Genomic DNA, 23,688 nt, shown 5'->3' on the forward strand with positions numbered 1-23,688 from the left:
TCCCCAGTTCCTGATCAGCTATTTCTAATTCCCAGTTCCCAGTTCCCGATCCCCAATCCCCAATCCCCAATCCCCGATCCCCGATCCCCAATCCCTTACCCCTAAAAAACCATGACATTCACAAAACCTCGCGACGTTCAAATTCTCCCCATTGCAACAGATACAACCATATTGCGATCGCGTAGTTGGACTCGTCTGAGATTTGAAATTGAATACGCCCTCGCTAAGGGTACAACTGCAAATTCTTATTTAATTCAAGGGGATAAAATTGCCCTGATTGACCCACCAGGGGAAACGTTTACGGAAATTTACTTAGAGGCACTCCAAAAACGGTTTGATTTAAAACAGATAGATTATGTGATTCTTGGTCATGTCAACCCGAATCGTGCTGCTACTCTCAAAGTTTTACTGGAACGTGCGCCGCAGATAACTTTTGTTTGTTCTAATCCAGGAGCTATCAATTTGCGGGGAGCATTGGAAAATCCAGATTTGCCAATTCTAGTTAAACGTGGGGAAGAAACCCTCGATTTAGGCAAAGGTCATCATTTGCAATTTATTCCCACGCCTAACCCCCGCTATCCAGATCAACTTTGCACTTATGACCCCCAGTCAGAAATTTTATACACAGATAAACTATTTGGGGCGCATATCTGCGGCGATCAGGTATTTGATGAAGGTTGGCAAGCTTTTCTTGAAGACAGACGCTATTATTTTGAGTGTCTCATGGCTCCCCATGCCCGTCAAATCGAAACTACATTGGACAAATTGGTCGATTTGCAGGTGAGAATGTACGCGCCCAATCACGGGCCTTTGGTGCGTTATGGCTTAATTGATCTAACTAAAGCTTATCGGGAATGGAGTCAGCAGCAGACATCTTTAGATACTACAGTGGCATTAATTTATGCTTCCGCTTACGGAAATACCGCAACATTAGCACAAGCGATCGCCCACGGAATTACGAAAGCCGGTGTCAGCGTTGAATCTATTAACTGTGAAGTCGCCGAACCTAGTGAGATTCAAGCTGCTGTTGAGAAAGCAGCAGGCTTTATCATTGGTTCTCCTACCCTTGGCGGACATGCACCTACACCAGTACAAACTGCTTTGGGTATTGTGCTTTCCACGGCTGCTAAAAATAAACTCACCGGTGTGTTTGGTTCCTACGGTTGGAGTGGCGAAGCTATTGATCTAATTGAAGGTAAACTTAAAGATGCTGGTTATCAGTTTGGCTTTGAACCTATCCGAGTCAAATTCAAACCCAACGATGTCACTTTACAAACTTGTGAAGAAGCTGGAACAGACTTTGCTCAAGCACTGAAAAAAGCCAAAAAAGTACGTAATTCCAGCCAACCTGCTACCAATGTCGAACAAGCTGTTGGGCGAATTCTTGGTTCTTTGTGCGTGATTACAGCTAAGCGAGAGGATGTATCTAGCGCTATGTTAGCTTCTTGGGTATCTCAAGCTAGCTTTAATCCTCCTGGCTTTACTATTGCTGTTGCTAAAGATCGGGCTGTTGAACCTTTAACACACTCTGGTAACAAATTTGTCCTTAATGTTTTAAAAGAAGGGAATCATATAGGGTTAATGAAGCACTTCCTAAAACCCTTTGGCCCAGCACAAGATCGTTTTGAGGGTGTTGCTACTACAGAAGCCGAAAATGGTAATCCCATTCTTACAGATGCGTTAGCTTACCTTGAATGTACCGTAGAAACTCGGATGGAAGCAGGCGATCACTGGCTAGTTTATGCGACTGTAGATAATGGTCAGGTTCTAGACGATGGTGTTACAGCTGTGCATTATCGCAAGTCAGGGAATCATTATTAAATATTACATCTTAAAGTTAATTAGTGGTTAATATGTTTACTTTTTAACCACTAATACCATTTCACGTTAATAGCGATACATATGAATCTTGTAGAGACGTGCCATGGCAAGACGTGCCATGGCACGTCTCTACACACCTTAAATCCGTTTTTCCAAATATTGACCAATCATCAACTGTTCACCCGCGCGAGAAATGATAGATTGGCGTGTGCGGTACTTGGTACCGACTAGCTTTAATTCTTCCTCAAATACTGAATTATTGTACTCGGTTCGCAAACATAAGGTTGTGGGATTGGGGAAGTAATACTGGGCTGTGACTGGCTTAGTTGTGGCGAAACCGCGATCGCGATACAGTATGTTACCTAAAGCCCCAAATAAAGTTGTTCCGTTGGATTCTTTCTTTCCTGAAATCGAATTAGTGCTTTCCCATATGACTTCAGCACCACAGGTTAAGTTTGCTGTATCCGGTAAGCCGTGTATCTCAGCTAAGTTACGTAATTTTTCGCATCCATAATCCAAAAATTTGATCGTAATTACACTTACCATTTCTTTGGTTTCTCCCTCTGGAAGAGTGTAATAGCGGCGTTCTGAGTACCATTTACCCACAGATGCTTGAAAAAATTCCGCAAGCAGAGATTCGTCGGTTGTTTGTAATATTTGTAGTGGTGATGTCACAGTTAGCCTTCCTCGCGCCCAGTTAATTAGAATTGGTTATACAAGGACATTCACATTGTGTATCCTATTTTCCAAAAGTTTTACTTTTTTTAATATAATCTCAAAGCAGGAAGAGTTATTGATATATTTGCTACAACTCTAGAAAAAATTTCTACAAAATTTAGCACAGACGCGACTATACTCCGGATTGTGGGCTGATTACCAAGCGTATTGGACTATACTCTTACGCCGCTCTTACGAGCGTTTACGCCTCTGTACAAAGTAAATCAGGTTTTGGAGTTTTAAATCAGGTTTGGGAGTTTTAAATCAGGTTTGAGAGTTTTAAATCAGGTTTGAGAGTTTTAAATCAGGTTTGAGAGTTTTAAATTAGCTTCACAACTCATAAAACAGATTTTTGTGTTAAAAATGTGGCTTAAATCCCATTGGTCTCTTCGTTTCATCCAATTTCACTTGAATGCTTTTCAATACTGCTTCTTTGAAGATAAATCTATTGGCATTTAAACCTGTAGAGACGCGCCAATAGCATTGTCGCGCATGGCTTCGCTAAGGCGTGTCTCTACATGACCAAGCCCCTACAGGAGTCCCCTCATCCGCTCCACTCCCCAATCAACGGTTCGGCTTCGCTCACCGTCAACCCTGAGCGAAGTCGAAGGGTCATCGCTAGCGGTTGGGGTATTCCGCCAAATTTGGTAAAAATATGACTTAAGTCATGGGTGTACACATGACTTTCTTCTCATGTACTTACTAGGTGTGGTTTCTATGATAAATAAAAATGCGGTTATTAACATCAAGGCGCGTGGGATACACGCCCTCAAAGCTCAATTAATGTCTTCATAGAAGAGTAATTGACAAGCCCACACTCACCGTCGATAGGAGTGTGTGGAGTATGTCACTCTTATGCCTTTAAGTAGAGACAAGTTAAACCATAAATATTTATACTGTATTAATAATTGTATCAGGTAGATGAAATTTTACCGAGTTTGTAATAGGGACATCTTCTTTGATATGCTTTGTCTAATAATAGGTAATTAAAAATACATAAAATTTAGTAAATGTAATGAAATAAAAGTTACGCTTTTGTGTTTATTCAAGGGTATTTTCCCTTGTTCTCATATAGCCTGAGTAATATTCACAACAACATCTATAAATTAGGACTAGTTATCGGCGGCTGTGATTAGGCAAAAACCGCCTCAGTAGGAGCCAAACATAATGATTTGCGACGGAAATAAGCTGCGTCTATTAGTTAAAAATTCACCTTTATTGCCAAACTCATCTGTATTCTTGGTGGTTTCCTGGCTGAGTGTAGGATTGTTGATGGGGGGTTGTGGATCACTTCCCAAAGAATCTGCGGAAGCTCAACAAGAACGTCGTGGTGTATCTGGACAAACAGATAGTGCAACACCTGTAGATGTGGCGATCGCTCGTCAAGATGATCTGCAACAACTATTAGAATACACTGGTACTACTACACCATTCCGTACCGTGTCGCTGCGATCGCAAATTGAAGGGCAGCTTTTGGATTTAAATGTAGATGTCGGCGATGTTTTAACCAAAAATCAAGTAGTCGGACAGGTAGATGAGACGCTACTACGAACAGCCTTAAATCAAGCTGAAGCCGAACTCGCAGCTCTCAAATCAGAAGTCGCAAGGGCGAATGCTCAAGTGAGTAATGCGCGTGTTGAGGTAGAACGGACGCGATTAGAAGTAGCGCAAGCCCTTGCCGATGCCCAAAGACAAGATAAACTCCTCAAAGAAGGAGCGATCGCTCAACAAGCAGCTGAACAAGCACGCACCAACGCTCAAACGGCGACACAAGCTTTCCGCGCCGCACAGGAACAAGTACGTACAGAACAACAAGCTGTTGCTGCTGCGAAAGGAAGATTAACAGCTCAACAAGCCTTAGTAGCAGAAGCCAAAGAACGCCGATCCTATGCCAAACTAGTATCTCCGATTGCGGGCGCAGTCTTAGAAAAAGTTACAGAACCCGGAAATCTTTTGCAACCAGGGAATGAAGTTCTAAAAATCGGCGATTTTAGCCGTGTCAAAGTTATAGTCCAAGTTTCCGAATTAGAACTGGCAAATATTCAGGTGGGACAATCAGTACAAGTACGGTTAGATGCTTTTGGTGATAATACATACGCTGGAAATGTGACACGTATCTCCCCAGCTGCTGACAATACAGCTCGTTTAGTACCAGTAGAAATAGTGATTCCCAATAATGGAGCAAAAATCGGTAGTGGACTTTTAGCAAGAGTGAATTTTGCTCAAAAGGGACAACAACAAGTAGTAGTACCTTTAACTGCAATTCAGACAGGAGGGGGAAATAAGCAAAACCGAAATCCAAACTCGAAACCAGAAAGTAATCAGGGTAAGGTGTTTGTCGTGAAGCGAGAACAAGGCAAAACAACGGTTGCAAGTAGAACCGTAAAATTAGGTAACACTAATGATGGCAATGTAGAAATTATCTCTGGTTTGCAACCGAATGAGGAGTACGTAGTACGCAGTGGTAAGCCTCTCAAAGAAGGGGATGCTGTACGTCTTTCAATACTTTCGGAAAAATTGGACGCTATGACGACGGGGAAATAAATATAAGTAGGGGCGAAGTATTTGTATAAATATCTTCGTAGAAATACTTTGCCTGTACAACAAAAAATATTTTTATCTACTCTAAATATAAAAAAATGCAGGCAACAAAAAAAAGTGGGGGATTTAGTGTCAGCGCCCTCTCGATTCGTCAACACATAGGTACACTGATGCTTACTTTGGCAGTCATGGTAATGGGTATCTTTTATATTACTAATTTACCAGTAGATTTACTGCCATCAATTACTTATCCCCGCATTGGTGTGCGATTAGAAGCCCCTGGAATTTCACCAGAGGTAGCGATTGATGAAATCACCAGACCACTGGAAGAAGCTTTTGCGGCTACTGAGGGTGTGGTGCAAATTTTTTCTCAAACCCGTGAAGGACAGGTAAATTTGGATCTGTTCTTTCAAACAGGGGGTAATATTGACCAAGCCCTCAACGATGCTACAGCCTCATTTAATAGAGCTAGAAGTGGCTTACCAGACACAATTGAAGAACCCCGTATATTTAAAGTTGATCCTTCTCAATCACCAATTTACGAATTAGCGCTCACTTCACCTTCGCTAGAAGGTGTAGATTTACGTGTATTTGCTGAAGAAGAACTAGTCCGTGAACTCAGTGTTGTATCTGGAGTCGCGGGAGTAGATGTATCGGGGGGAGTGCAAGAAGAAGTTAGAGTTAATATTGATTTGGATCGCTTGCAAGCCCTTGGTGTTGGTTTAACAGATGTACTCGACGAACTCACCAACCGTAACCAAGATGTTTCTGGTGGTCGAATTTTTGGGCAAAATTCTGAACCTCTCACTCGCACCGTCGGACGCTTTCAAAGTGCGGATGAAATCAGCAATCTTTCTTTTGAAGTTTCTTCTTCTCCCTCGAATTCCTCAACTTCCTCCACTACTTCCACTACTTCCACTACTTCTTCTACTTCCACAACTTCTACTCCAAGTCGCCGCGTCTACCTACGTGACTTTGCGGAAGTGATTGATGGTACAGAAAATCAACGTTTGTTCGTTTTACTCAATAAACAACCAGCAGTAAAAGTCAGCATTCAAAAGCAACCGGATGCTAACACCATAGATGTTGTAGATGGAGTCAAAAAGCGAATCGAAGAACTGAGAAAATCTGGCGTTATTCCAGAAGGAACAGTTCTCACACCTACCTTGGATGAATCACGGTTTATCCGTAATTCTATTTCTAACGTTACCAGTTCTGGTTTAATCGGAGCAGCACTAGCCGCGATCGCAGTTCTGTTATTTCTGGGTTCGGTGCGGCAAACTCTAATTATTGTAGTTGCAATTCCCTTGGCAACTTTAGCAGCGATCATTTTGATGGGATTATTTGGGCTATCTTTAAATATTTTCAGCTTGGGTGGTTTAGCCTTGGGCGTGGGTATCGTGGTGGATAACTCTATCGTCATGCTGGAGAATATTGCCGAAGGTGCAGGTATGACTCCTGGTAAAGATACCAGAACTCGCCTCAGTTCATGGCAACTGATTCAACAAGCAGAACAAAGTAGCCAAGAGGTAGAATCAGCTTTGCTAGCTTCTACTAGCACCAACTTAGTTTCAGTTTTGCCGTTTTTGCTGGTTGGCGGCTTTATTTCGCTGTTATTCAATGAACTAATTCTGACAATTAGCTTTGCTGTTGCTGCTTCTATTTTAATTGCAGTAACTGTAGTACCGATGCTGACTTCTCGGATGCTATCATGGCGAATTTCCAGCGGTTTGAGTAATTTTTGGTTTCTTCGGGAGTTTAATCGCCGTTTTGATGCTGCAACTAGAAGTTACGGTGGTTTTTTGAGTAAAATTTTGCGTTTTCGCTTGATCACAGTAGCGATCGCGATCGGTTTATTAGGTGGTGGCAGTTTTTGGGTAGCACCGCAAATTCCCCAAGAAATTCTACCCCGGATCAACACTGGACAAGCAAGTTTATTTGCTCAGTTTCCTCCCGGTACTCCTTTAGAAAATAATCAAAAAGTCATGGCTGCGGTTGATGAAATTCTCCAAAATCAGCCGGAAACCGAATACGTATTTTCCACAATTGGTGGTGGTTTGTTTGGTAGCAACACTAGCGAAAATCCCCTACGGAGTTCTAGTACCATTACCCTTAAACCTGGTTCTGATGTAGAAGCCTATGTGGAACGAGTTACCCAAGAATTTAACAAACTAAATTTAGCAGGTGTGCGTTTGCGCGTTGCTCCTGGACAAGTACGCGGTTTAATTCTCACCAACTCTCCAGTCAGGGGAGCAGAAGTTGACATAATTCTGCAAGGAAATGATGCAAACACCTTACAGCAAGCTGGACAGCAACTACTAGGAACTTTAGAAGAAAAAGTAACCTTAGCCAGATTCCGTCCCGATGCTGATGCACGTCAACCGGAACTGCAAATCCGTCCAGATTGGGAAAGAGTTGCAGCAGTGGGATTAACTGCTAGAGAAATCGGTGACACAATTGCAACCGCCATTGAAGGTAGCATACCAACACAGCTCCAACGCAATAATCGGCTTGTAGATGTGCGGGTGCAATTAAATGAAGAATCTGTGCGATCGCCTTCCCAATTACAAAGATTACCTTTATTTGTAGAAAATAATCGCCAAATCCGTCTCAGCGATGTTGCAAAAATTGTCGATGCTCAAGCTCCTTCAGAAATTCAACGCATTAACCAGCGTCAGGTTTTCATTATCGCTGGTAATTTGAGCGAAGGAGCAAATCTCAGTGATGCCCAAGCACAAGTGAATGAGGTATTGAATAACTTAAAATTACCTCAAGGTGTGAGCATCCTACCTAGTCAGACAGCAGAAGCTAATCAGCAATTACAGAACTCTTTATGGTTGTTGGGAGGATTAGCCAGCTTTCTAGTCTTCGTAGTTATGGCTGTGCAGTACAATTCCTTAATAGATCCCTTGGTAATAATGTTTACAATTCCCTTGGCATTAGCAGGGGGTATTTTCGGACTTTACATTACCAAAACTGCCATTGGTGCAACAGTGATTGTCGGTGCAGTCTTGCTAGTAGGTATCGTTGTGAACAACGCTATTATCATGGTGGAGTTAGCAAATCAAATTCGCGAGCAGCAAAGCGTTGATCGTAAAACAGCGATTTTGCAAGCTGCTCCCCAACGTTTACGCCCAGTGTTAATGACTACAATTACCACAGTTTTAGGTATGTTTCCTCTAGCATTGGGAATTGGGGAAGGTTCGGAATTTTTACAACCTTTAGGTATTGTAGTGTTTGCAGGATTGTCCTTAGCAACATTGTTAACCCTGTTTATCATTCCTTGTTTTTATACTTTGCTCCATGAGATATTGACCTGGAAATGGATAAACTCTGTGATCATGCGTTTGGGAAAGTTGAGAAAAATCTAAACTAAAATTATCTGTGTTGCTCAGGTCAAAGCATTATGACTGCTATTACATTTAACCTCAACAACATCATTAAATTAACCGACGACCAATTTTATCAATTGTGTCGAGATAATCCTGATGTTAAATTTGAGCGTAATGCTTTGGGAGAAATCATTATAATGTCACCGACCGGGGGAGAAACTGGGAGATACAATGCTAGATTGACTGCTAGATTTGTTTTTTGGAATGAAAAAACTCTATTGGGTGAAGTGTTTGATTCTTCGACTTGCTTTAAATTACCCAATGGTGCAGACCGCTCCCCCGATGTTGCTTGGATCAAAAAAGATAGATGGGATACACTAACATCAGAACAAAAGGAAAAATTTCCCCCCATTGCTCCTGATTTTGTTTTAGAGTTAATGTCCCCCACTGATAGCTTGCAAGAAACACAAAAAAAGATGCAAGAATATATCGATGCAGGGGTAAAACTTGGTTGGTTAATTGATAGAAAAACTAGCCGTGTCGAAATTTATCGACAAGGAAAAGAAACAGAAATATTACAGCTTCCTGCTAGTTTATCAGGAGAAGATATTTTGCCTGGATTTATTTTAGATTTGAAAACAGTGTGGCAGTAGTTTCAGTTATACAAATTTGCAAAAAGTAATTAGTGACAGAAACTTTTTACTTAAAAAAGCGAGTCGCGAAATTCTGCTCACGCGTCGGCGATAAAGCCCGTGCTTTGATAATTGCTGTCACCAATAAAACGTAAGATATTCCCCCGACTACTACCAATAACCCTAAAACAAACACTCCCAACGAACCCGCCAAACCTGCACTGCTGTTCCATAAACCGTGTAACCCAGAAGCACTTAAGTAACCTATGGGTAGAATTCGGGAAGCTAGACGCGGTTTGAGGATACTTAAACCAATACAATATCCAAACCAGCCACTCCAAGCCATGTGTCCTGCAACTTCGCCTAGTATTCGCGGAATCAGTAACTGCAACCCTGCTCCCAAACCAGCTTCTGTTCCCATCTCTTGAGCTACTTCTGCAATCCTACCAGGTACATATTGACCCAAGGTTTCAAACAAAGTAAATCCCACTGCGGAAGCTGCACCGAGCAAAATTCCGTCTAAGGGTTCCCAAACACCGATCCGTTCTCGCTTAGGAGATGCTAGGGATTTGCCAATCAGATAAAATCCAATAATGGGTAAAGCTTTGAGTAATTCTTCTAGCAAGCCAGCACCAAAAAAGAAGCGAATAAATAACTCTGGAAAGCTGAGGTTACTGGGATCTTCAGGTATGCTTCCTGGTAAAATACCGCGAAACACGAATATAAAAAGATTTAGTATTGGACTAACCAAAACAACTATTGTGGTTATTGCTGAAACAATTAGTACCCACCAAGGTTTTGGTTTGCCACATAACTGGTAGATAAAATATAGGGTCGCACCACCTAAGTAACTTCCTAGTAATATTTGATATAAATAACCTTGCACAAAAAATAGTAGTACTACGAAGACAACAGTAATAATTCCTGGTACTAAGTACGCTTTTTGAGTTAAATCTTTGGGTGCAGACAAAAGCGGGATGAGTTGCGATAAGCTAGTGTCGTCATTATTACTGGGTGAAGGTGGTGAATAGTTAAACGCTGCTGTCGTTTTTGGGGGTTCTGGCTGTGGTGTTCCTAAAGGTGGTTGGGGATTGTACTGATACTGATACTCGAAAAAGAATTGTGGGCCGTTACTTCCTAGAGTAATGCGATCGCCATGTTGCAGTTCTTGACACCCCTGCAAAATCTGTCCATTTAAATAAGTTCCATTCGCACTACCGAGATCGCATAGTAAAAAGCTAGTTCTTCCATCTGGTGTTGGAGATGGGCGAATCGTCGCATGACGCCGCGAAACCATCGTGTAAACATTGGAATCTAGGAGTATCTGACAACTATTAGGATCACGTCCCAGTACCATTTCACCAGTAGTCAGCAGTGAATAAGAATACTCTTCACTACCAGCAACCATACGTAGAAATGCATTACTCATTAGGCTATTCCTCTACCAGCCAATAGTAATTATCTATACACAAAAAATATGTGTTTTTTACACATTTTGTGTAAAAAATATAGTAAGTTTTTAAACATTAAGATAATTATAAAAGTATATCGAACAGTTTCAAAGTTGATTTGATACAGCTAAAATTATTGATTATTTATCATCAAAATAATAACAATGATTGTTCGTATATTAAACCATCAAATAAAACGACTAGAAATTTTGTGTGACACTTATTGAGCATTTAGCCAGTGCTATTTCACACAACTTTTGATACAAATCCTCTCCTTCTCTTATCCTTCTCGTCTCCTTGGTAGCTAAATGTATCAAACTTAATTAGTGAAACAGTATAACCTGTGGATGCACTCAATCAAACTTAATTTATTCTTACTAAACTTCCGTAATTTGAAGTTGGTCAATTGTTTGAATTACTAGATAGCTAGTATCAGCAGTCAAAAGGCAGTCCCAATGAAAAAAAAATTACCGCCAAGCATGAAAATAGGACTCCTCCTACACCCACTTTCAAGTCAGGAGGTATAAGGCAAAAAACGATCGCTTTAATAAATTGTCTGTATTTTCAAATGTCTAATTATTTCCACTGTATTCTACTAGATACTCGCTAGATACAGTCAGAAAGATAACATAAAGGTTGTGTATTATCATGTTACAAACTATTATCAACAATCGTTACAAGATTGTGAAAGTTTTAGGAGAAGGTGGTTTTGGTAAAACTTTTCTGACAGAAGATACACATTTGCCTTCAGGTCGTCGTTGTGTGATCAAGCAGCTCAAGCCCGTCACAGAGAATCCGCAAATATATAAAATGGTGCAAGACAGGTTCCAGCGAGAAGCGGCGATTTTAGAAGACTTGGGAAACAGTAACAACCGAATTCCTAATTTGTATGCGTATTTTGCTGAACAAGGTCAGTTTTACCTAGTCCAAGAATATGTGGAAGGCAAAACTCTCACGCAAAAGATACACACTGAAGGAGTGATGAGTGAAAGTGCTGTACGGGAAATCCTCAAGAGTTTGTTATACGTTCTGAACTTCGTACACAGCAAACACATTATTCATCGGGATATTAAACCAGATAATATAATTTTGCGGGATGCAGATAATGTACCTGTGCTAATTGATTTTGGCGCAGTCCGGGAATCGATGGGTACAGTTGTTAATTCTCAGGGAAATCCTACTAGTTCGATTGTCATTGGGACCCCGGGATTTATGCCTCCAGAACAAGCAGCTGGTAGACCTGTTTACAGCAGCGATCTCTACAGCTTGGCGATCACAATGATTTACCTGTTAACTGGGAGAATGCCACAAGAGTTGCAGACAGATCCTAGAACCGCAGAAATCATGTGGCACCAGTATGCGATGAATGTTAGTCCTAGTCTGCGGATGATTCTGGATAAAGCGATCGCATATCATCCAGGCGATCGCTACCCCACTGCTAGAGACATGATTGATGCTTTGCAGTCTCCTGCTGTTAATCCTGCTGTTAATAATTACGTAGCCCCCACAGAACCTGCTCCGCAATACAACCCACCTGCATCACCAAACCCCGATGCATATTCCCCACCCCCCACAATCATCAACTCACGCGGTCAAAATCCTCAACACATCCAACCTGTTGTTACTCCTGTGGGTTCAAACCCTAATTGGTCAGGCGGAAGTTACAATCCTCAGCAGTATGTCTCACCTGCTGCAACCACCAATCCTAGTTTCTTAGGTGGTGGTGGCACATTTAACACTAATGTTCCCGTACCTCCAGAAATTCAAGGTTGGAACTGGGGAGCATTTTTGTTGTCACCTTTATGGAGTATCACTAACCAAGTTTGGATCGGACTATTATCTTGGGTTCCTTATGTAAATCTACCAATGCCTTTTATTTTGGGTGCAAAAGGCAACACTTGGGCTTGGAGAAGTCGCCAATGGAGTAGCATTGAAGATTTTAAAGCCCATCAAAGAGCTTGGACAAAAGCAGGAATTATTGTTTATTCTAGCTTTGGAGTTCTCATCGTACTATTGGCTGTAATTGGTGGCATTGCTTCACAGCAAGAAGACTCTGATACATCACAATCAACTCCAACTCAGGTAAGTCCTAGTCCTAATGAATCTTCTTCTCCCAGTTCTTCAAGTTCTCCATCCTCAGAAACCACAACTAACAACTCCCAAAAACTGATAATAGGCGATTTAAAAACTTATTCCTACGCAACTCGTTTATTTTCTATCGATATTCCTGAAGGCTGGAATCTTAAGGATAACAGCAATGATAACGAAGTCATTATATATTGGCTTGATCCAACCGAAAATGGTCTCATTCAAGTGAATGTCTTCAATACTCAAAATAATCCAAACCAGGAAGAATTAACTAATATTTTGAAGCGATTTATTAACAAATTTGCTGATGACGAACAAGACTTTAAAATGGATCAGCCCGTCAGACAAAAGGATGGTAGTGTCAGAATTACTTGGAGCTATACCGCTAAAAGCGGAAATTCTTCTATATCACTCACAGCTAACAGTTTTATCAAATCCCAAGAAGACAAAATTTCCATTGATTCTTACATTGTACCTAGCGAGCAATACAAAGAACTACTACCAACTGTTAATCAAATTATTGGCAGTTACAAACTGAATGCTTCATTTCCTTTGAAGTAATACCAATTCCCAAAATGATTGATACAGATAGATTGATAAAAGTCGGGCGCAGACAGCAATTGTCAATTCCATTTTCCAAAATCCAAAATCCATAGACGCGTCAGCGGCTTCTCGTAGAGTAATCCAAAATCCAAAATGGTATAAGTAGGCTCACTCCCACCCCTGAGCGCAAATTAAGCTAAAATTCAAGCAGTGCAAGGACTTTCCATTTATCTAGCCCATGCTTGAAAACCTGCAAACCCAATTTTACGAAATAGAACAATTCGCCAACTCCCTTGTCTCTAATCAGTTGACGCATTTGAGTTTATTAAGCGTTGGTATAATTTTTTTTGCCGGACTGATTACCAGTCTGACGCCCTGTATGCTATCTATGCTGCCGATTACTGTCGGTTACATTGGCGGTTATGAAGCGAAAAGTCGTCTGCAATCAGCCGCCCAATCTACTTGGTTTGCTTTAGGATTAGCGACCACTCTTGCAAGTTTGGGGATAGTAGCAGCTTTGGTTGGAAAAGTCTACGGACAAATTGGTATCGGTTTGCCAATTATTGTCAGTGTGATAGCTATCCTCATGGGGCTAAACTTACTAGAAGCTTTGCCATTGCAAATGCCCTCTTTTGGTGGTACTGATTGGATTTCTCAAGAATTACCTCAAGGTGTGCGAGCCTATGCTATCGGTCTGAGTTTTGGTTTAGTCGCTTCTCCTTGCAGTACTCCTGTTTTAGCAAGTTTATTAGGTTGGGTTGCTAATACACAAGACCTAATTTTAGGTGCAGTTTTACTCATTTCTTACACCGCAGGACATGTAGCACCATTAATTTTGGCAGGTACGTTTACTGCTTCCATTAAAAAAATACTCGAATTACGCCGTTGGTCTAGTTGGATTAACCCAATTAGCGGAGCTTTGTTGGTAGGATTTGGTGTTTTTTCCCTCGTTTCTCGTATTCCTTTTTCATAACAGTTGTTGATTGGTAGTTGTTTAATATTTGGAATCAACCAAGCACCAACTACTGTAGGAGCGTAGACGCGCTACCCACTAACCACTAAGAATTTACAAATGACTTTAGACAATACAAAGAATTCAGTTTCTGAAAGATTACCTGAAAAATCTACAGAACAATCTACTGAAAAATCAAATTGGTGGTCGGTTATCGTACAATTTTTACGGCAGGAATTTTTACCTGTACTGACAGATTTACGTTTAGCGATCGCACTCTTACTCATCATTGCTCTATTTAGTATCACTGGTACTGTCATTGAACAAGGTCAATCACTCGATTTTTACAAAGCTAATTATCCAGAAGACCCAGCTTTATTTGGTTTCCTATCTTGGAAAGTAATTTTAACTGTGGGGTTAGATCATGTTTATCGTACCTGGTGGTTTTTTGCTTTACTCATATTTTTTGGTACTAGCTTAACTGCTTGTAGTTTTACTCGACAGTTACCAGCTTTAAAGACTGCGCGTCGTTGGAAGTTTTATGACCAACCCCGACAATTTACTAAACTTGCATTGAGTGCAGAATTAGATCATGGTTCTGTTGATTCTCTGATCCAAATATTACACAAGCGCAGCTACAAAGTTTTTCAAAAAGAAGAGCAAGATAATATTCTTTATGCGCGTAAAGGAATCATTGGACGCATCGGCCCCATCATTGTACATATTGGTATTGTCACGATTCTTGTAGGGTCAATGTGGGGAGCAATGACTGGGTTTATGGCCCAAGAAATAATTGCTAGTGGTGATACATTCCAGGTTAAAAATATTATTGATGCAGGCCCTTGGGCTGCAATAAACAAAGCTCAAGATTGGTCTGTGCGTGTGAATCGTTTTTGGATTGATTATACTCCTAGTGGCAGTATTGACCAATTTTATTCAGATTTATCTGTTTTAAATAACCACAACCAAGAGGTTGATCACAAGACAATTTTTGTGAATCAACCTCTGCGTTATCGGGGTGTAACTTTTTACCAAACAGACTGGGGAATTTCCGCTGTACGGGTACGGGTTAACCAAAGTCCAGTTTTTCAAATTCCCATGGCGCCACTCAACACTAATAATGGGCGCATCTGGGGAACCTGGATTCCGACAAAACCAGATTTAAGTGAAGGTGTCTCATTACTAGCCAAAGATTTACAAGGAACAGTATTAATTTATGACGCCGCAGGTCAACTTTTTAACACCTTGCGGACGGGTATGGCCACCGAAATCAATGGTGTGAAACTAACAGTTTTGGATGTCGTTGGTAGCACAGGTTTACAGATAAAAGCCGACCCAGGAATTCCGATGGTTTATTCTGGGTTTGCTTTGTTGATGTTGGGTGTGGTAATGAGTTATTTTTCTCACTCACAAATTTGGGCGTTACAAACAGATGGACGCTTGTATGTAGGTGGAAAAACAAATCGCGCCCAGGTAGCATTTGAACAGGAAATTTTGGGAATTTTGGATCGCCTAAGTCAAGAAGGGGATAGGGGATAGGGGATCGGGGATAGGGATCGGGGGAAGGGGGACGCAAAAAATAAGCAATGACCAATGACTATTGTACAGACGCGTAGACGCTCGTAAGAGCGGCTTCTCTTAAGAGTATCATCGCGTCTCTACCAATGACCAATGACTATTGACCCTCAGATTTCACATGATGAACTTCAATCACTGTGTGTACGTTACCACGTGGTGCAAAATCTGCTTTAAGGGTGATTTCTAAAGGATCACAAGCAGCGACAAAATCATCCAAGATTTGATTGGCTGATTCTTCGTGAGAAATGTAGCGATCGCGATAACTATTAATGTAAAGCTTGAGGGCTTTTAATTCTACCACCAGTTGATCAGGTATGTAGGTAATATGAATGGTGGCAAAGTCTGGATAGCCGGAAAATGGACATTTACAAGTAAATTCCGGCAATGTGATATCAATGTTATAGCGTCGTCCGATGCGCGGATTAGGAAATGTAATTAATTGTCCTTCGGCAATTTCGCGTTCGCCATACTTTATTTCTTGACTTGGCTGTGACACACTTTCAGACAAAGAGTTACTCATAATAGTAATGTTTAATGGTCATTAGTCATTAGTCATTAGTCAATGGTCAAGGTTCAATCCAAAATCCAAAATTGTTTGACTCTGGACAATTAACATTTGACATTTGATTTTTAACTTAAAATTCTTCTGATTGCCAGTCTGGGCAATTGTCACCATCCCAACCATAAGGATGCATACCACAGACTAATAAGTTACCACCATATGCTTGACCGTGGTAGTGGTAGCAACCAATGCAAGCAGGATTTTTTTCAGATGAGGGTTCAACTGGATAGGGAAAACCGGGATCTAAATCATCACCCATAACATCTTCCAATTCCCAGTACATTTCCAAAAATGGTTCAGTCAATTCCTGAAAATACTGATCTATTTCGACAGCGATTGTATTTTGTAATTCTTCGGTAACTTCTTCTGTAACTTCAACAAAAGCGTCTACCATTTCACTGATCCCCAGGAAAAAACCTTCAACTTCATCGCTTACTGTTTGTACCATTTCCCAAAAATCCTTTTGCCAATTTTCCATATCATTAATGCTTTAGTAGGTAGTAGTGGTTTACTATATAAAGTCTGTAGAGTCTCAGACCTTTCAACGTATAAATTTGAAAAATTAAAATTTCTTGGTGTCTTAGTGCCTTAGTGTTTCAAAAATTATTTTTTCACCACAAAGGCAGTTTTCTAAAGAGTAATATTTTACAAAAATTAAATATTACTCTGACTTAAATGCTACCTAACTGACAGCAACGAACAACAGCTAAACAAACAGGCTTTAACTAAATTCTACGTCATATAGCAATGGGTTGATCTCAGCAAAACAAAGCTAATATCAACCCAGCATAAATTTATAATTAATCATCGCGTTGCAAACGCTTTAACTCGTTTTCTAAATCCAGAACTTGCTGGCGTAGTTGATCTACATTCTCATTATCGCCTTGAACATCTTTCGCCGTCGGCTGATCGTCTTCTTCTATAATTTCGATGCGGCGCGGTTCAGATGGAGTCGTTGTTGGTGGAGCAGAATCATCACTTGCTTGCTGCTGGGCTTGTTTCATCATGTCTTCTACGAAACGGCGAGCCTCTTCTGTGGTCATTTCGCCTCGTGCTACCATTTCGTCTGCCAGCTTTTGGATTTGCGATCGCACGTCTGCTAGTGTTCCGCCTGCTTTCTCGCCCGCGTAAGAAGCTAACCCAACACCAAGGTAAAAAGCTTTTTTAACAATATCTCCAAAACCAGCCATTACAGCCTTTACGCTCCTAGAAATAGGGCGACCCGGAGATTACGCCTACCATAAGCATCCCGTGTTGCTGCTACCTTCCGGTCCTGACAAGATTTGGGCGTTACAGTCGCATAAGTCCAGGTCTAAAAATAATCATAGCATCAAATATTGTATATGTGTTATTCGACTACAATTTTCCATTCATATAGTTTGTAGCTAACACAGTCGTTTATTATTAATGGGTCGTTGGCTACAATTGCTTGTGCTTCTGCCATTGATGCAGCTTCAAACACCATCATCCCGCCTCCCTTCTTTGCCCAGTAGCCAGTTTTAGCATTGTGTCCTTTGGCAATTAAATCTTTGACGTAAGCTTTGTGAGCAGGTACATATTGGTCAAAAATAGATTTATCAACTTTGCCTTCCTCAATCTTGACAAAAATCGGCATGTACTTGTCAGTTCCCATATAAATAGACTGTAAATTGATTATCTTATAACTGATAAACTCCCTTGTTAAAATCACAAACTCTTTTTTTCATAGCCCTGCTACCACCACAGGAAATTCAGGATTATGCTAACCAAATCAAGCAGCACTTTGCTCTTAACTACGCCAGTCGTCACGCCCAAAAATCTCCACCTCACATTACCCTACAACCACCTTTTAAATGGTCTGATCAAAATTTACCAGGGTTAGAAGCGTGTTTGCAGGAATTTGTCAGCACTCAAAATCCAATACCAATTACCTTAAGTGGTTACGGCGCGTTTATTCCCCGCGTTATCTATATTAATGTGGTGAGAAGTTCCGAACTATTGGCTGTGCAAACGAATTTAATGACACACTTAGCCAACCAACTGGGAATTGTTGATCCAGTATCTCAAACCCGACCTTTCGCACCTCACATGACAGTGGCGTTTAAAGATTTAACACGTCAGAACTTTAAAGCTGCTTGGCCAGAGTTTGAAAAGCGTGAGTTGTATTTTGAATTTACAGCAGATAATTTAACGCTACTGCGACACGATGGTCAGCGGTGGAATGTGAAAGCAGAGTATCCGTTCGTAATTGGCGATCGCTAATTGTTATTTACTCTGAAGCGAACTTACCAAACCTCTTCACCTGATAAATGATTCTCAACGCTGTAAAATTTTTTATGTCTCTACATTTTTTACTCAGCGAAAGCTTCATAAACTTATGTCATCCACATCCCATTACAGTTCAGCTAAGGAGCAATCTATCGGCGTTGCAGTTGTCGGTACAGGGTTCGGTCAAAAAGTCCACATACCTGCATTTAAGTCTCATCCCCGTACCCAAGTGGTTGCTGTTTATCACCGAGATTTAGAAAAAGCCCAAGCTATAGCCCAATCACAAAACATTCCTTACGCTTGCGATACTATTACAGATATTATTTCTCTGAGTGAAGTTCAAGCAGTCAGCATCGCGACACCGCCGTTTCTCCACTACGAAATGGCTAAGGAAGTTTTGCAAGCTGGAAAACATATATTACTAGAAAAACCTGTAACTTTAAATGTAGACGAAGCTAAAGAACTTTATTTTTTGGCAAAATCAAAAGGTGTGATTGCTACTGTAGATTTTGAATTCCGGTTTGTACCTGGATGGCAATTATTTGCTGAACTTTTATCAGAAAACTATGTTGGCAATAAACGTTTAATTAGAATTGATTGGTTGGGTTCTTCTCGCGCTGATGCTGGCCGTCCTTGGAACTGGTATTCGCAAAAAGACAAAGGTGGTGGTGCGTTAGGTTCTTTAGGTTCCCACACTTTTGATTATATTAACTGGTTGTTTGGACCTGTACGCAGATTAAGCGCTCATTTGAGTACAGCTATACCCCAACGACAAGATGCTAACACAGGTGAATTCAAACCAGTAAATACCGATGACACCTGCATGTTGATGCTGGAATTAGCAGATGGGACACCTTGTCAAGTTTCCATTAGTGCGGTGGTACATGCATCTCGTACACATTGGTTAGAAGTGTATGGCGATCGCGCTACTTTAGTTTTAGGTAGCGAGAATCAAAAAGATTATATCCACGGTTTTCGTGTTTGGGCATCTCAGCCTGGTAAACAATTAACAGAAATAGAAGTTCCTAATCGTTTAGTTTTTCCAAAAAATTACGCCGATGGTCGTATTTCTGCATTTCTCAGAGTAGTAGATCAATGGGTACAGGGAATTGATCAAGGAGAAGAAATTGTTCCATCTTTGCGAGAAGGAGTTTATTCTCAGTTATTGATGGATTTATCACATGAATCAAATATGAAATCAAACTGGGTTGATGTGCCTAGTTTAGAAGAAGTTTTAAAGAGATGAAAAGCTAACTTGGGATAGAAGTACGAGCAAGTGTCAACATTTAAAATTTCACTAGCGTTTGTGAAATTTTCCATGTCTTTCTTACCTAAATTAGATCATCGTCGCAAAGAAATTCTTCGCGGTGTTCTGGCAGTTGCTATTATCATTGTTGGGACTACACATTTTATCAGACCTGAGCAATACGCCCGCATCGTTCCACCACCATTTCCACCATTCGCATCTGTTTATATTAGTGGTTTTTTTGAAATTCTTGGTGGTATTGGTTTAATGATTCCATTTGTCAGTGTAGCCGCAGCCTGGGGATTAATTGCCCTATTTATTGCTGTGTTTCCTGCCAATATTTATATGACCATACACAACATTAAAGTTGAGGGAATTCCTCACAATCAGTTACTTTATATAGCAAGGCTACCTTTGCAAGCAGTGTTAATTGCTTGGGCATATTGGTATACTCGCAAACCAGAAGCTCAAAGTGGAGCGTCGGAAGTTACTAAAGAATTAAAAGATTCTTCTTTGGTTAAGTAAAATCATGAAATTATCGTCCATTTTATTTCTAATGTTAGATTGGAAATTGCGAATTGTTCAAACCAAGGATGGATGATTAATAAACGTGGAAATTGACAAAATCTGACTAGATCGCAAAGGATGAGGCAAGAATGCATGATTAAATCTTGGATGGTAATTGGTGGGGTTGCTTTCTTAGTTGCTTTAGGTGCAAACTTTATCACTCCTGGCGATCGCAAATGGTTTAAACGCCTACAAAGACCGAGATGGCTAACATTTGAAGCAGCAATTCCTGTGATTTGGACTGTAATATTTATTTGTGGTGCTTGGTCTGCTTATATTGTTTGGGAAAAGAACCCAGGAACGACCACAACCTGGTTATTAATGGGGTTATATTTGCTTTTAGAAATAGTTACTATTGCTTACACTCCTGTAATGTTTAGGACTCGTCATTTGCGAGTAGGTACGATTCTTGGTGGAACAGGTTTTGTGATTGGGGTGATACTAGCGATCGCAGTTTTTCCCGTTTCTGTTTGGGCAACATTATTACTTGTACCTTATTTATTATGGAGTCCAATTGGTACATACACAACTAAAGCTATGGAACGCCTCAATCCTCAAGATGTATAAGTTTTGTTTGCAGAATTTACGCACAGGTAATGGAAAAACAAACCGCAGAGGACGCAGAGTACACAGAGAAATAAGAGTTTGAGAGGTTTTTTGGCTAAATTCTAGTTTGTTGATGTTGTTTGGAAGTAACAACAATTAACTATTAACAATTAATAATATGACTAATGACTGATTAAACTCATATCCTAAATTGCCAAAATTGCTGTGTAAAACTCATACACACCAAAGAAGAGAAAATGATTCAATCTTGGATGGTAATTGGGGCTGTAACTTTTTTAGTTGCAGTTGGTAGTTTTTTGATCACACCACGTGATGTGAAATGGTTCGCACAATTAAGTCGTCCGCGTTGGCTAGTTTTTGAACCATTCATCCCTGTAATTTGGACTACGATTTTTATTAGCGGTGCTGCTTCTGCTACTATTGTTTGGCAAAAAAATCCAGGTAGTTTAATAACTTGGTTATTAATGGGTTGTTATCTATTGCTGGAAATTATTACTGTCACCTACATACCTTTAATGTTGAGGTTTCGCAGTCTCAGAACCGGAGAAATTATTGGTTCAGTTGGTCTTGTTTTGGGTATAGTGCTAGCGTTATTTGTTTTACCTATTTCTCGACTGGCTAGCTTATTGCTTGTTCCTTATTTGGTTTGGAGTCCAATTGGAACTTATACAACTGAAGAATTAATTCAGTTGAATCCTGAAGATGCGTAAGTTTTGTTGGTTGTTGGTTGTTAGTGCTTGATAACAACCAACAATCAACAATTAAGTATTTACCAGGACTTACGCAAAAGTTGCCAAGGGGCCAAGAACGCCAAGGATTTTGAGAGTGTGCGTAAATTCTATTTAAATTAGCCTAGCGTAGTGTGCGATAAAATTTTTACTTGGATCGGCTTGATTATGTAACCAAGCCCACATTTGATCACCTATGGAAAAATGCCACCATTCGCGTGGATTGCGTTTAAAATCGGCTTTTTCCATGACATTTTTTAGTAGTAAACGATGAGCGTGATATTGTTGTGCTTGTGGTTGTTCACTATTAGCATAATAATCAGGAAGCGATCGCTCTGACATTTCATCAATAGGCGAACCCATATCTACAATTTCCCCATTCTCATCCACCAAAGTTATATCCACAGCAGCACCAGTACTATGAGGTGGTGGTGCGTTTTCATCTAAACTAGGTTCAGCCCAGATTTTGTAAACTTCTTGCCAAATTTCTTGACGCTGAGTTGCTGATAAATTTACCTCAACAAGTCCTTTTTCTCGTACCGCTTCGGCAAAACTGTACTCTACCATAAACTGTTGCACAGCTACAGGACGATAAGCATCAAAAATTTGAATCTGCCAGTCAGGACGCAGCAATTGTAAATGATTTTGGGCTGCAATTAAACTATCAACAACGCTTTGGCGAAGAAAATAAGGTGAATGTTCCCCATAAGGTGCGCCTAATTTCTCATAAGGATGGGGAGATTCCACCGCAAACATTTCTAGGGGAATAGCTACTAGCGGTTCGCCACACTCTTGAATGGGAATATGATGATAAGGTCTCATGGATTGTGAGGTAAAAATTTGATTTTCCAAATGTTAGCTTGTGACATTCTCAATTAGTTTAAAAGATCGCTTGATAATAATTAGGACCAACCCTTTCAAGGTGACTCATAAAATCTCTTTTTTCCTGTCTGCGCTCTCTGCGTTCTCTGCGGTTTAAAAGTAATTTATTTAACCGCAGAGGCACAGAGAACACAGAGATAAGAGCTTACAGAGGAGTTGATTGTCGAGAATTTTGCTCCACCTTGAAAGGGCTAATAATTGGGACTAGCCCTTTCAAGGTGACTCATAAAATCTCTTTTTTCCTGTCTGCGCTCTCTGCGTTCTCTGCGGTTTAAAAGTAATTTATTTAACCGCAGAGGCACAGAGAACACAGAGATAAGAGCTTACAGAGGAGTTGATTGTTGAGAATTTTGCTCCACCTTGAAAGGGCTATAATTGGGACTTATCCATTGACAAAATGAGTTACTTATGTTTTCAGTGTCCGGTGTGTCTGATTGTCTTCGTGTCTTCTTTTACAGATGAGCTAAGGTTGTAGATAAGTAGCAAAACTCGTAAAGAAGCTTGAATAGCTAGTCAATACTTAAGAAGCCTAGACTAGACTAGAGACGTCGAGTAATCAGTAAAGGAATTATGATGAGCGATCGCGACTACACCTTAATCATCGATAAAAGTGGTAGCATGTCAACTCCGGATCAAGTCGGTGGTAGAAGTCGATGGGAAATTGCTCAAGAATCTACCCTCGCTTTAGCACGTAAATGTGAACAATTTGACCCAGATGGTATTACTGTTTACCTATTTTCTGGGAGATTTAAACGCTACGACGATGTTACCTCCGCTAAGGTAGCACAGATATTTTTGGAAAATGACCCATCTGGTACAACAAATTTAGCAGGTGTACTTCAAGACGCAACCAATAATTACTTTCAACGCAAAGCAGCAGGAAAAACTAAAGCCAATGGTGAAACAATCTTAGTGATCACGGATGGTGAACCAGACGATCGCAAAGCCGTATTTGAAGTTATCATCAGTGCAACTCGCCAGATGGAACGCGATGAAGAACTAGGAATTTCCATCATTCAAGTGGGTAATGACGCGCAAGCAACTAAATTTTTGAAAGCTTTAGATGATCAAATGCAAAGTGTCGGTGCAAAATTTGATATTTGCGACACAATCACCCTTGATGACATGGAAGATATGAGCCTTGCAGATGTTTTAATGAATGCAGTAACTGATTAATTGGTTATTGGTCAAGAGTTAACACGCAACAAGCAATTATCAAGTATTAATAATCAAC

Annotated in this window: 20 protein-coding genes and 1 other RNA gene; 13 read left to right on the top strand and 8 right to left on the bottom strand. The window is 40.5% G+C overall.

The window, feature by feature from the left end; translation table 11 throughout:
- Positions 1–111 precede the first annotated feature (111 nt).
- Positions 112–1,821, top strand: a complete 1,710-nt coding sequence (locus B4U84_RS08230; protein ID WP_131116831.1) for a diflavin flavoprotein — start codon at positions 112–114, stop codon at positions 1,819–1,821.
- 138 nt (positions 1,822–1,959) lie between these two features.
- Here B4U84_RS08230 and B4U84_RS08235 read toward each other — a convergent pair whose 3' ends face one another.
- A complete protein-coding gene (locus B4U84_RS08235; protein ID WP_131116837.1) occupies positions 1,960–2,496 on the bottom strand; it encodes a phycobiliprotein lyase in 537 nt (178 codons plus the stop codon).
- 1,209 nt (positions 2,497–3,705) lie between these two features.
- Here B4U84_RS08235 and B4U84_RS08240 point away from each other — a divergent pair.
- The 3 genes from B4U84_RS08240 (at position 3,706) to B4U84_RS08250 (ending at position 9,064) form a co-directional block, all read left to right on the top strand.
- Positions 3,706–5,082: an efflux RND transporter periplasmic adaptor subunit gene (locus B4U84_RS08240; RefSeq protein ID WP_131116839.1), complete on the top strand. Its 1,377-nt coding sequence runs from the start codon at positions 3,706–3,708 to the stop codon at positions 5,080–5,082.
- 95 nt (positions 5,083–5,177) lie between these two features.
- Positions 5,178–8,450, top strand: coding sequence for an efflux RND transporter permease subunit (locus B4U84_RS08245; protein ID WP_131116842.1), 3,273 nt, complete (start codon positions 5,178–5,180; stop codon positions 8,448–8,450).
- A gap of 35 nt (positions 8,451–8,485) precedes the next feature.
- Positions 8,486–9,064, top strand: coding sequence for a Uma2 family endonuclease (locus tag B4U84_RS08250; protein WP_131116845.1), 579 nt, complete (start codon positions 8,486–8,488; stop codon positions 9,062–9,064).
- A gap of 46 nt (positions 9,065–9,110) precedes the next feature.
- Here B4U84_RS08250 and B4U84_RS08255 read toward each other — a convergent pair whose 3' ends face one another.
- A complete protein-coding gene (locus B4U84_RS08255) occupies positions 9,111–10,472 on the bottom strand; it encodes a PrsW family glutamic-type intramembrane protease (protein ID WP_131116848.1) in 1,362 nt (453 codons plus the stop codon).
- Between the two features lie 670 nt (positions 10,473–11,142).
- Here B4U84_RS08255 and B4U84_RS08260 point away from each other — a divergent pair.
- The 3 genes from B4U84_RS08260 (at position 11,143) to B4U84_RS08270 (ending at position 15,616) form a co-directional block, all read left to right on the top strand.
- Entirely contained in the window at positions 11,143–13,143 is a 2,001-nt protein-coding gene (locus B4U84_RS08260) for a serine/threonine-protein kinase (protein WP_131116851.1), read from the top strand.
- Positions 13,144–13,363: 220 nt separating this feature from the next.
- Positions 13,364–14,098: a cytochrome c biogenesis protein CcdA gene (locus tag B4U84_RS08265; protein ID WP_131116854.1), complete on the top strand. Its 735-nt coding sequence runs from the start codon at positions 13,364–13,366 to the stop codon at positions 14,096–14,098.
- Between the two features lie 99 nt (positions 14,099–14,197).
- Complete coding sequence (locus B4U84_RS08270; protein WP_242677572.1) at positions 14,198–15,616, top strand: cytochrome c biogenesis protein; 1,419 nt, start codon at positions 14,198–14,200, stop codon at positions 15,614–15,616.
- A gap of 136 nt (positions 15,617–15,752) precedes the next feature.
- On the opposite strand, the gene queF is transcribed toward B4U84_RS08270, so the two are convergent.
- The 5 genes from queF to B4U84_RS08295 all read right to left on the bottom strand — a co-directional run bounded on the left by queF (position 15,753) and on the right by B4U84_RS08295 (position 17,832).
- Entirely contained in the window at positions 15,753–16,175 is a 423-nt protein-coding gene (queF, locus tag B4U84_RS08275) for a preQ(1) synthase (RefSeq protein WP_131116857.1), read from the bottom strand.
- Between the two features lie 115 nt (positions 16,176–16,290).
- Positions 16,291–16,695, bottom strand: a complete 405-nt coding sequence (locus tag B4U84_RS08280) for a hypothetical protein (protein WP_131116860.1) — start codon at positions 16,693–16,695, stop codon at positions 16,291–16,293.
- Positions 16,696–17,017: 322 nt separating this feature from the next.
- Positions 17,018–17,407 carry a phasin family protein gene (locus B4U84_RS08285; RefSeq protein ID WP_131116863.1) on the bottom strand — a complete coding sequence of 130 codons (390 nt, stop codon included), beginning with the start codon at positions 17,405–17,407 and terminating at the stop codon, positions 17,018–17,020.
- A 26-nt stretch (positions 17,408–17,433) separates the two neighbouring features.
- An RNA gene (gene ffs / locus B4U84_RS08290) (signal recognition particle sRNA small type) lies at positions 17,434–17,530 on the bottom strand.
- A 35-nt stretch (positions 17,531–17,565) separates the two neighbouring features.
- The gene (locus B4U84_RS08295; protein ID WP_026082222.1) at positions 17,566–17,832 is read right to left on the bottom strand and encodes a YciI family protein; all 267 of its coding nucleotides are present in this window, start codon (positions 17,830–17,832) and stop codon (positions 17,566–17,568) included.
- A gap of 62 nt (positions 17,833–17,894) precedes the next feature.
- Here B4U84_RS08295 and B4U84_RS08300 point away from each other — a divergent pair, with 62 nt between their 5' ends.
- From B4U84_RS08300 to B4U84_RS08320, 5 genes are all read left to right on the top strand, one after another.
- Positions 17,895–18,458, top strand: a complete 564-nt coding sequence (locus B4U84_RS08300) for a 2'-5' RNA ligase family protein (RefSeq protein ID WP_131116866.1) — start codon at positions 17,895–17,897, stop codon at positions 18,456–18,458.
- A gap of 115 nt (positions 18,459–18,573) precedes the next feature.
- Entirely contained in the window at positions 18,574–19,710 is a 1,137-nt protein-coding gene (locus tag B4U84_RS08305) for a Gfo/Idh/MocA family protein (RefSeq protein ID WP_131116869.1), read from the top strand.
- Positions 19,711–19,782: 72 nt separating this feature from the next.
- Positions 19,783–20,235 carry a DoxX family protein gene (locus tag B4U84_RS08310; protein ID WP_131116872.1) on the top strand — a complete coding sequence of 151 codons (453 nt, stop codon included), beginning with the start codon at positions 19,783–19,785 and terminating at the stop codon, positions 20,233–20,235.
- 135 nt (positions 20,236–20,370) lie between these two features.
- Entirely contained in the window at positions 20,371–20,844 is a 474-nt protein-coding gene (locus B4U84_RS08315) for a TspO/MBR family protein (protein WP_017313839.1), read from the top strand.
- A gap of 236 nt (positions 20,845–21,080) precedes the next feature.
- Positions 21,081–21,554, top strand: coding sequence for a TspO/MBR family protein (locus B4U84_RS08320; protein WP_131116875.1), 474 nt, complete (start codon positions 21,081–21,083; stop codon positions 21,552–21,554).
- 132 nt (positions 21,555–21,686) lie between these two features.
- Here B4U84_RS08320 and B4U84_RS08325 read toward each other — a convergent pair whose 3' ends face one another.
- Positions 21,687–22,394, bottom strand: a complete 708-nt coding sequence (locus B4U84_RS08325) for a M15 family metallopeptidase (RefSeq protein ID WP_131116878.1) — start codon at positions 22,392–22,394, stop codon at positions 21,687–21,689.
- 630 nt (positions 22,395–23,024) lie between these two features.
- On the opposite strand from B4U84_RS08325, the gene B4U84_RS08330 reads away from it, so the two are divergent.
- Complete coding sequence (locus B4U84_RS08330) at positions 23,025–23,630, top strand: vWA domain-containing protein (RefSeq protein WP_016858573.1); 606 nt, start codon at positions 23,025–23,027, stop codon at positions 23,628–23,630.
- Positions 23,631–23,688: the final 58 nt, after the last annotated feature.

It is taken from the genome of Westiellopsis prolifica IICB1 (genome assembly GCF_004323185.1).
Lineage (GTDB): Bacteria > Cyanobacteriota > Cyanobacteriia > Cyanobacteriales > Nostocaceae > Pelatocladus > Pelatocladus prolificus_A.

Excerpts from the sequence above, each read along its gene's own strand:
- B4U84_RS08230 (WP_131116831.1), top strand. The coding sequence starts at position 112 with ATGACATTCACAAAACCTCGCGACGTTCAAATTCTCCCCATTGCAACA.
- B4U84_RS08240 (WP_131116839.1), top strand. The coding sequence starts at position 3,706 with ATGATTTGCGACGGAAATAAGCTGCGTCTATTAGTTAAAAATTCACCT.
- B4U84_RS08245 (WP_131116842.1), top strand. The coding sequence starts at position 5,178 with ATGCAGGCAACAAAAAAAAGTGGGGGATTTAGTGTCAGCGCCCTCTCG.
- B4U84_RS08250 (WP_131116845.1), top strand. The coding sequence starts at position 8,486 with ATGACTGCTATTACATTTAACCTCAACAACATCATTAAATTAACCGAC.
- B4U84_RS08255 (WP_131116848.1), bottom strand. The coding sequence starts at position 10,472 with ATGAGTAATGCATTTCTACGTATGGTTGCTGGTAGTGAAGAGTATTCT.
- B4U84_RS08260 (WP_131116851.1), top strand. The coding sequence starts at position 11,143 with ATGTTACAAACTATTATCAACAATCGTTACAAGATTGTGAAAGTTTTA.
- B4U84_RS08265 (WP_131116854.1), top strand. The coding sequence starts at position 13,364 with ATGCTTGAAAACCTGCAAACCCAATTTTACGAAATAGAACAATTCGCC.
- B4U84_RS08270 (WP_242677572.1), top strand. The coding sequence starts at position 14,198 with ATGACTTTAGACAATACAAAGAATTCAGTTTCTGAAAGATTACCTGAA.
- queF (WP_131116857.1), bottom strand. The coding sequence starts at position 16,175 with ATGAGTAACTCTTTGTCTGAAAGTGTGTCACAGCCAAGTCAAGAAATA.
- B4U84_RS08280 (WP_131116860.1), bottom strand. The coding sequence starts at position 16,695 with ATGGAAAATTGGCAAAAGGATTTTTGGGAAATGGTACAAACAGTAAGC.
- B4U84_RS08285 (WP_131116863.1), bottom strand. The coding sequence starts at position 17,407 with ATGGCTGGTTTTGGAGATATTGTTAAAAAAGCTTTTTACCTTGGTGTT.
- B4U84_RS08295 (WP_026082222.1), bottom strand. The coding sequence starts at position 17,832 with ATGCCGATTTTTGTCAAGATTGAGGAAGGCAAAGTTGATAAATCTATT.
- B4U84_RS08305 (WP_131116869.1), top strand. The coding sequence starts at position 18,574 with ATGTCATCCACATCCCATTACAGTTCAGCTAAGGAGCAATCTATCGGC.
- B4U84_RS08310 (WP_131116872.1), top strand. The coding sequence starts at position 19,783 with ATGTCTTTCTTACCTAAATTAGATCATCGTCGCAAAGAAATTCTTCGC.
- B4U84_RS08315 (WP_017313839.1), top strand. The coding sequence starts at position 20,371 with ATGATTAAATCTTGGATGGTAATTGGTGGGGTTGCTTTCTTAGTTGCT.
- B4U84_RS08320 (WP_131116875.1), top strand. The coding sequence starts at position 21,081 with ATGATTCAATCTTGGATGGTAATTGGGGCTGTAACTTTTTTAGTTGCA.
- B4U84_RS08325 (WP_131116878.1), bottom strand. The coding sequence starts at position 22,394 with ATGAGACCTTATCATCATATTCCCATTCAAGAGTGTGGCGAACCGCTA.
- B4U84_RS08330 (WP_016858573.1), top strand. The coding sequence starts at position 23,025 with ATGATGAGCGATCGCGACTACACCTTAATCATCGATAAAAGTGGTAGC.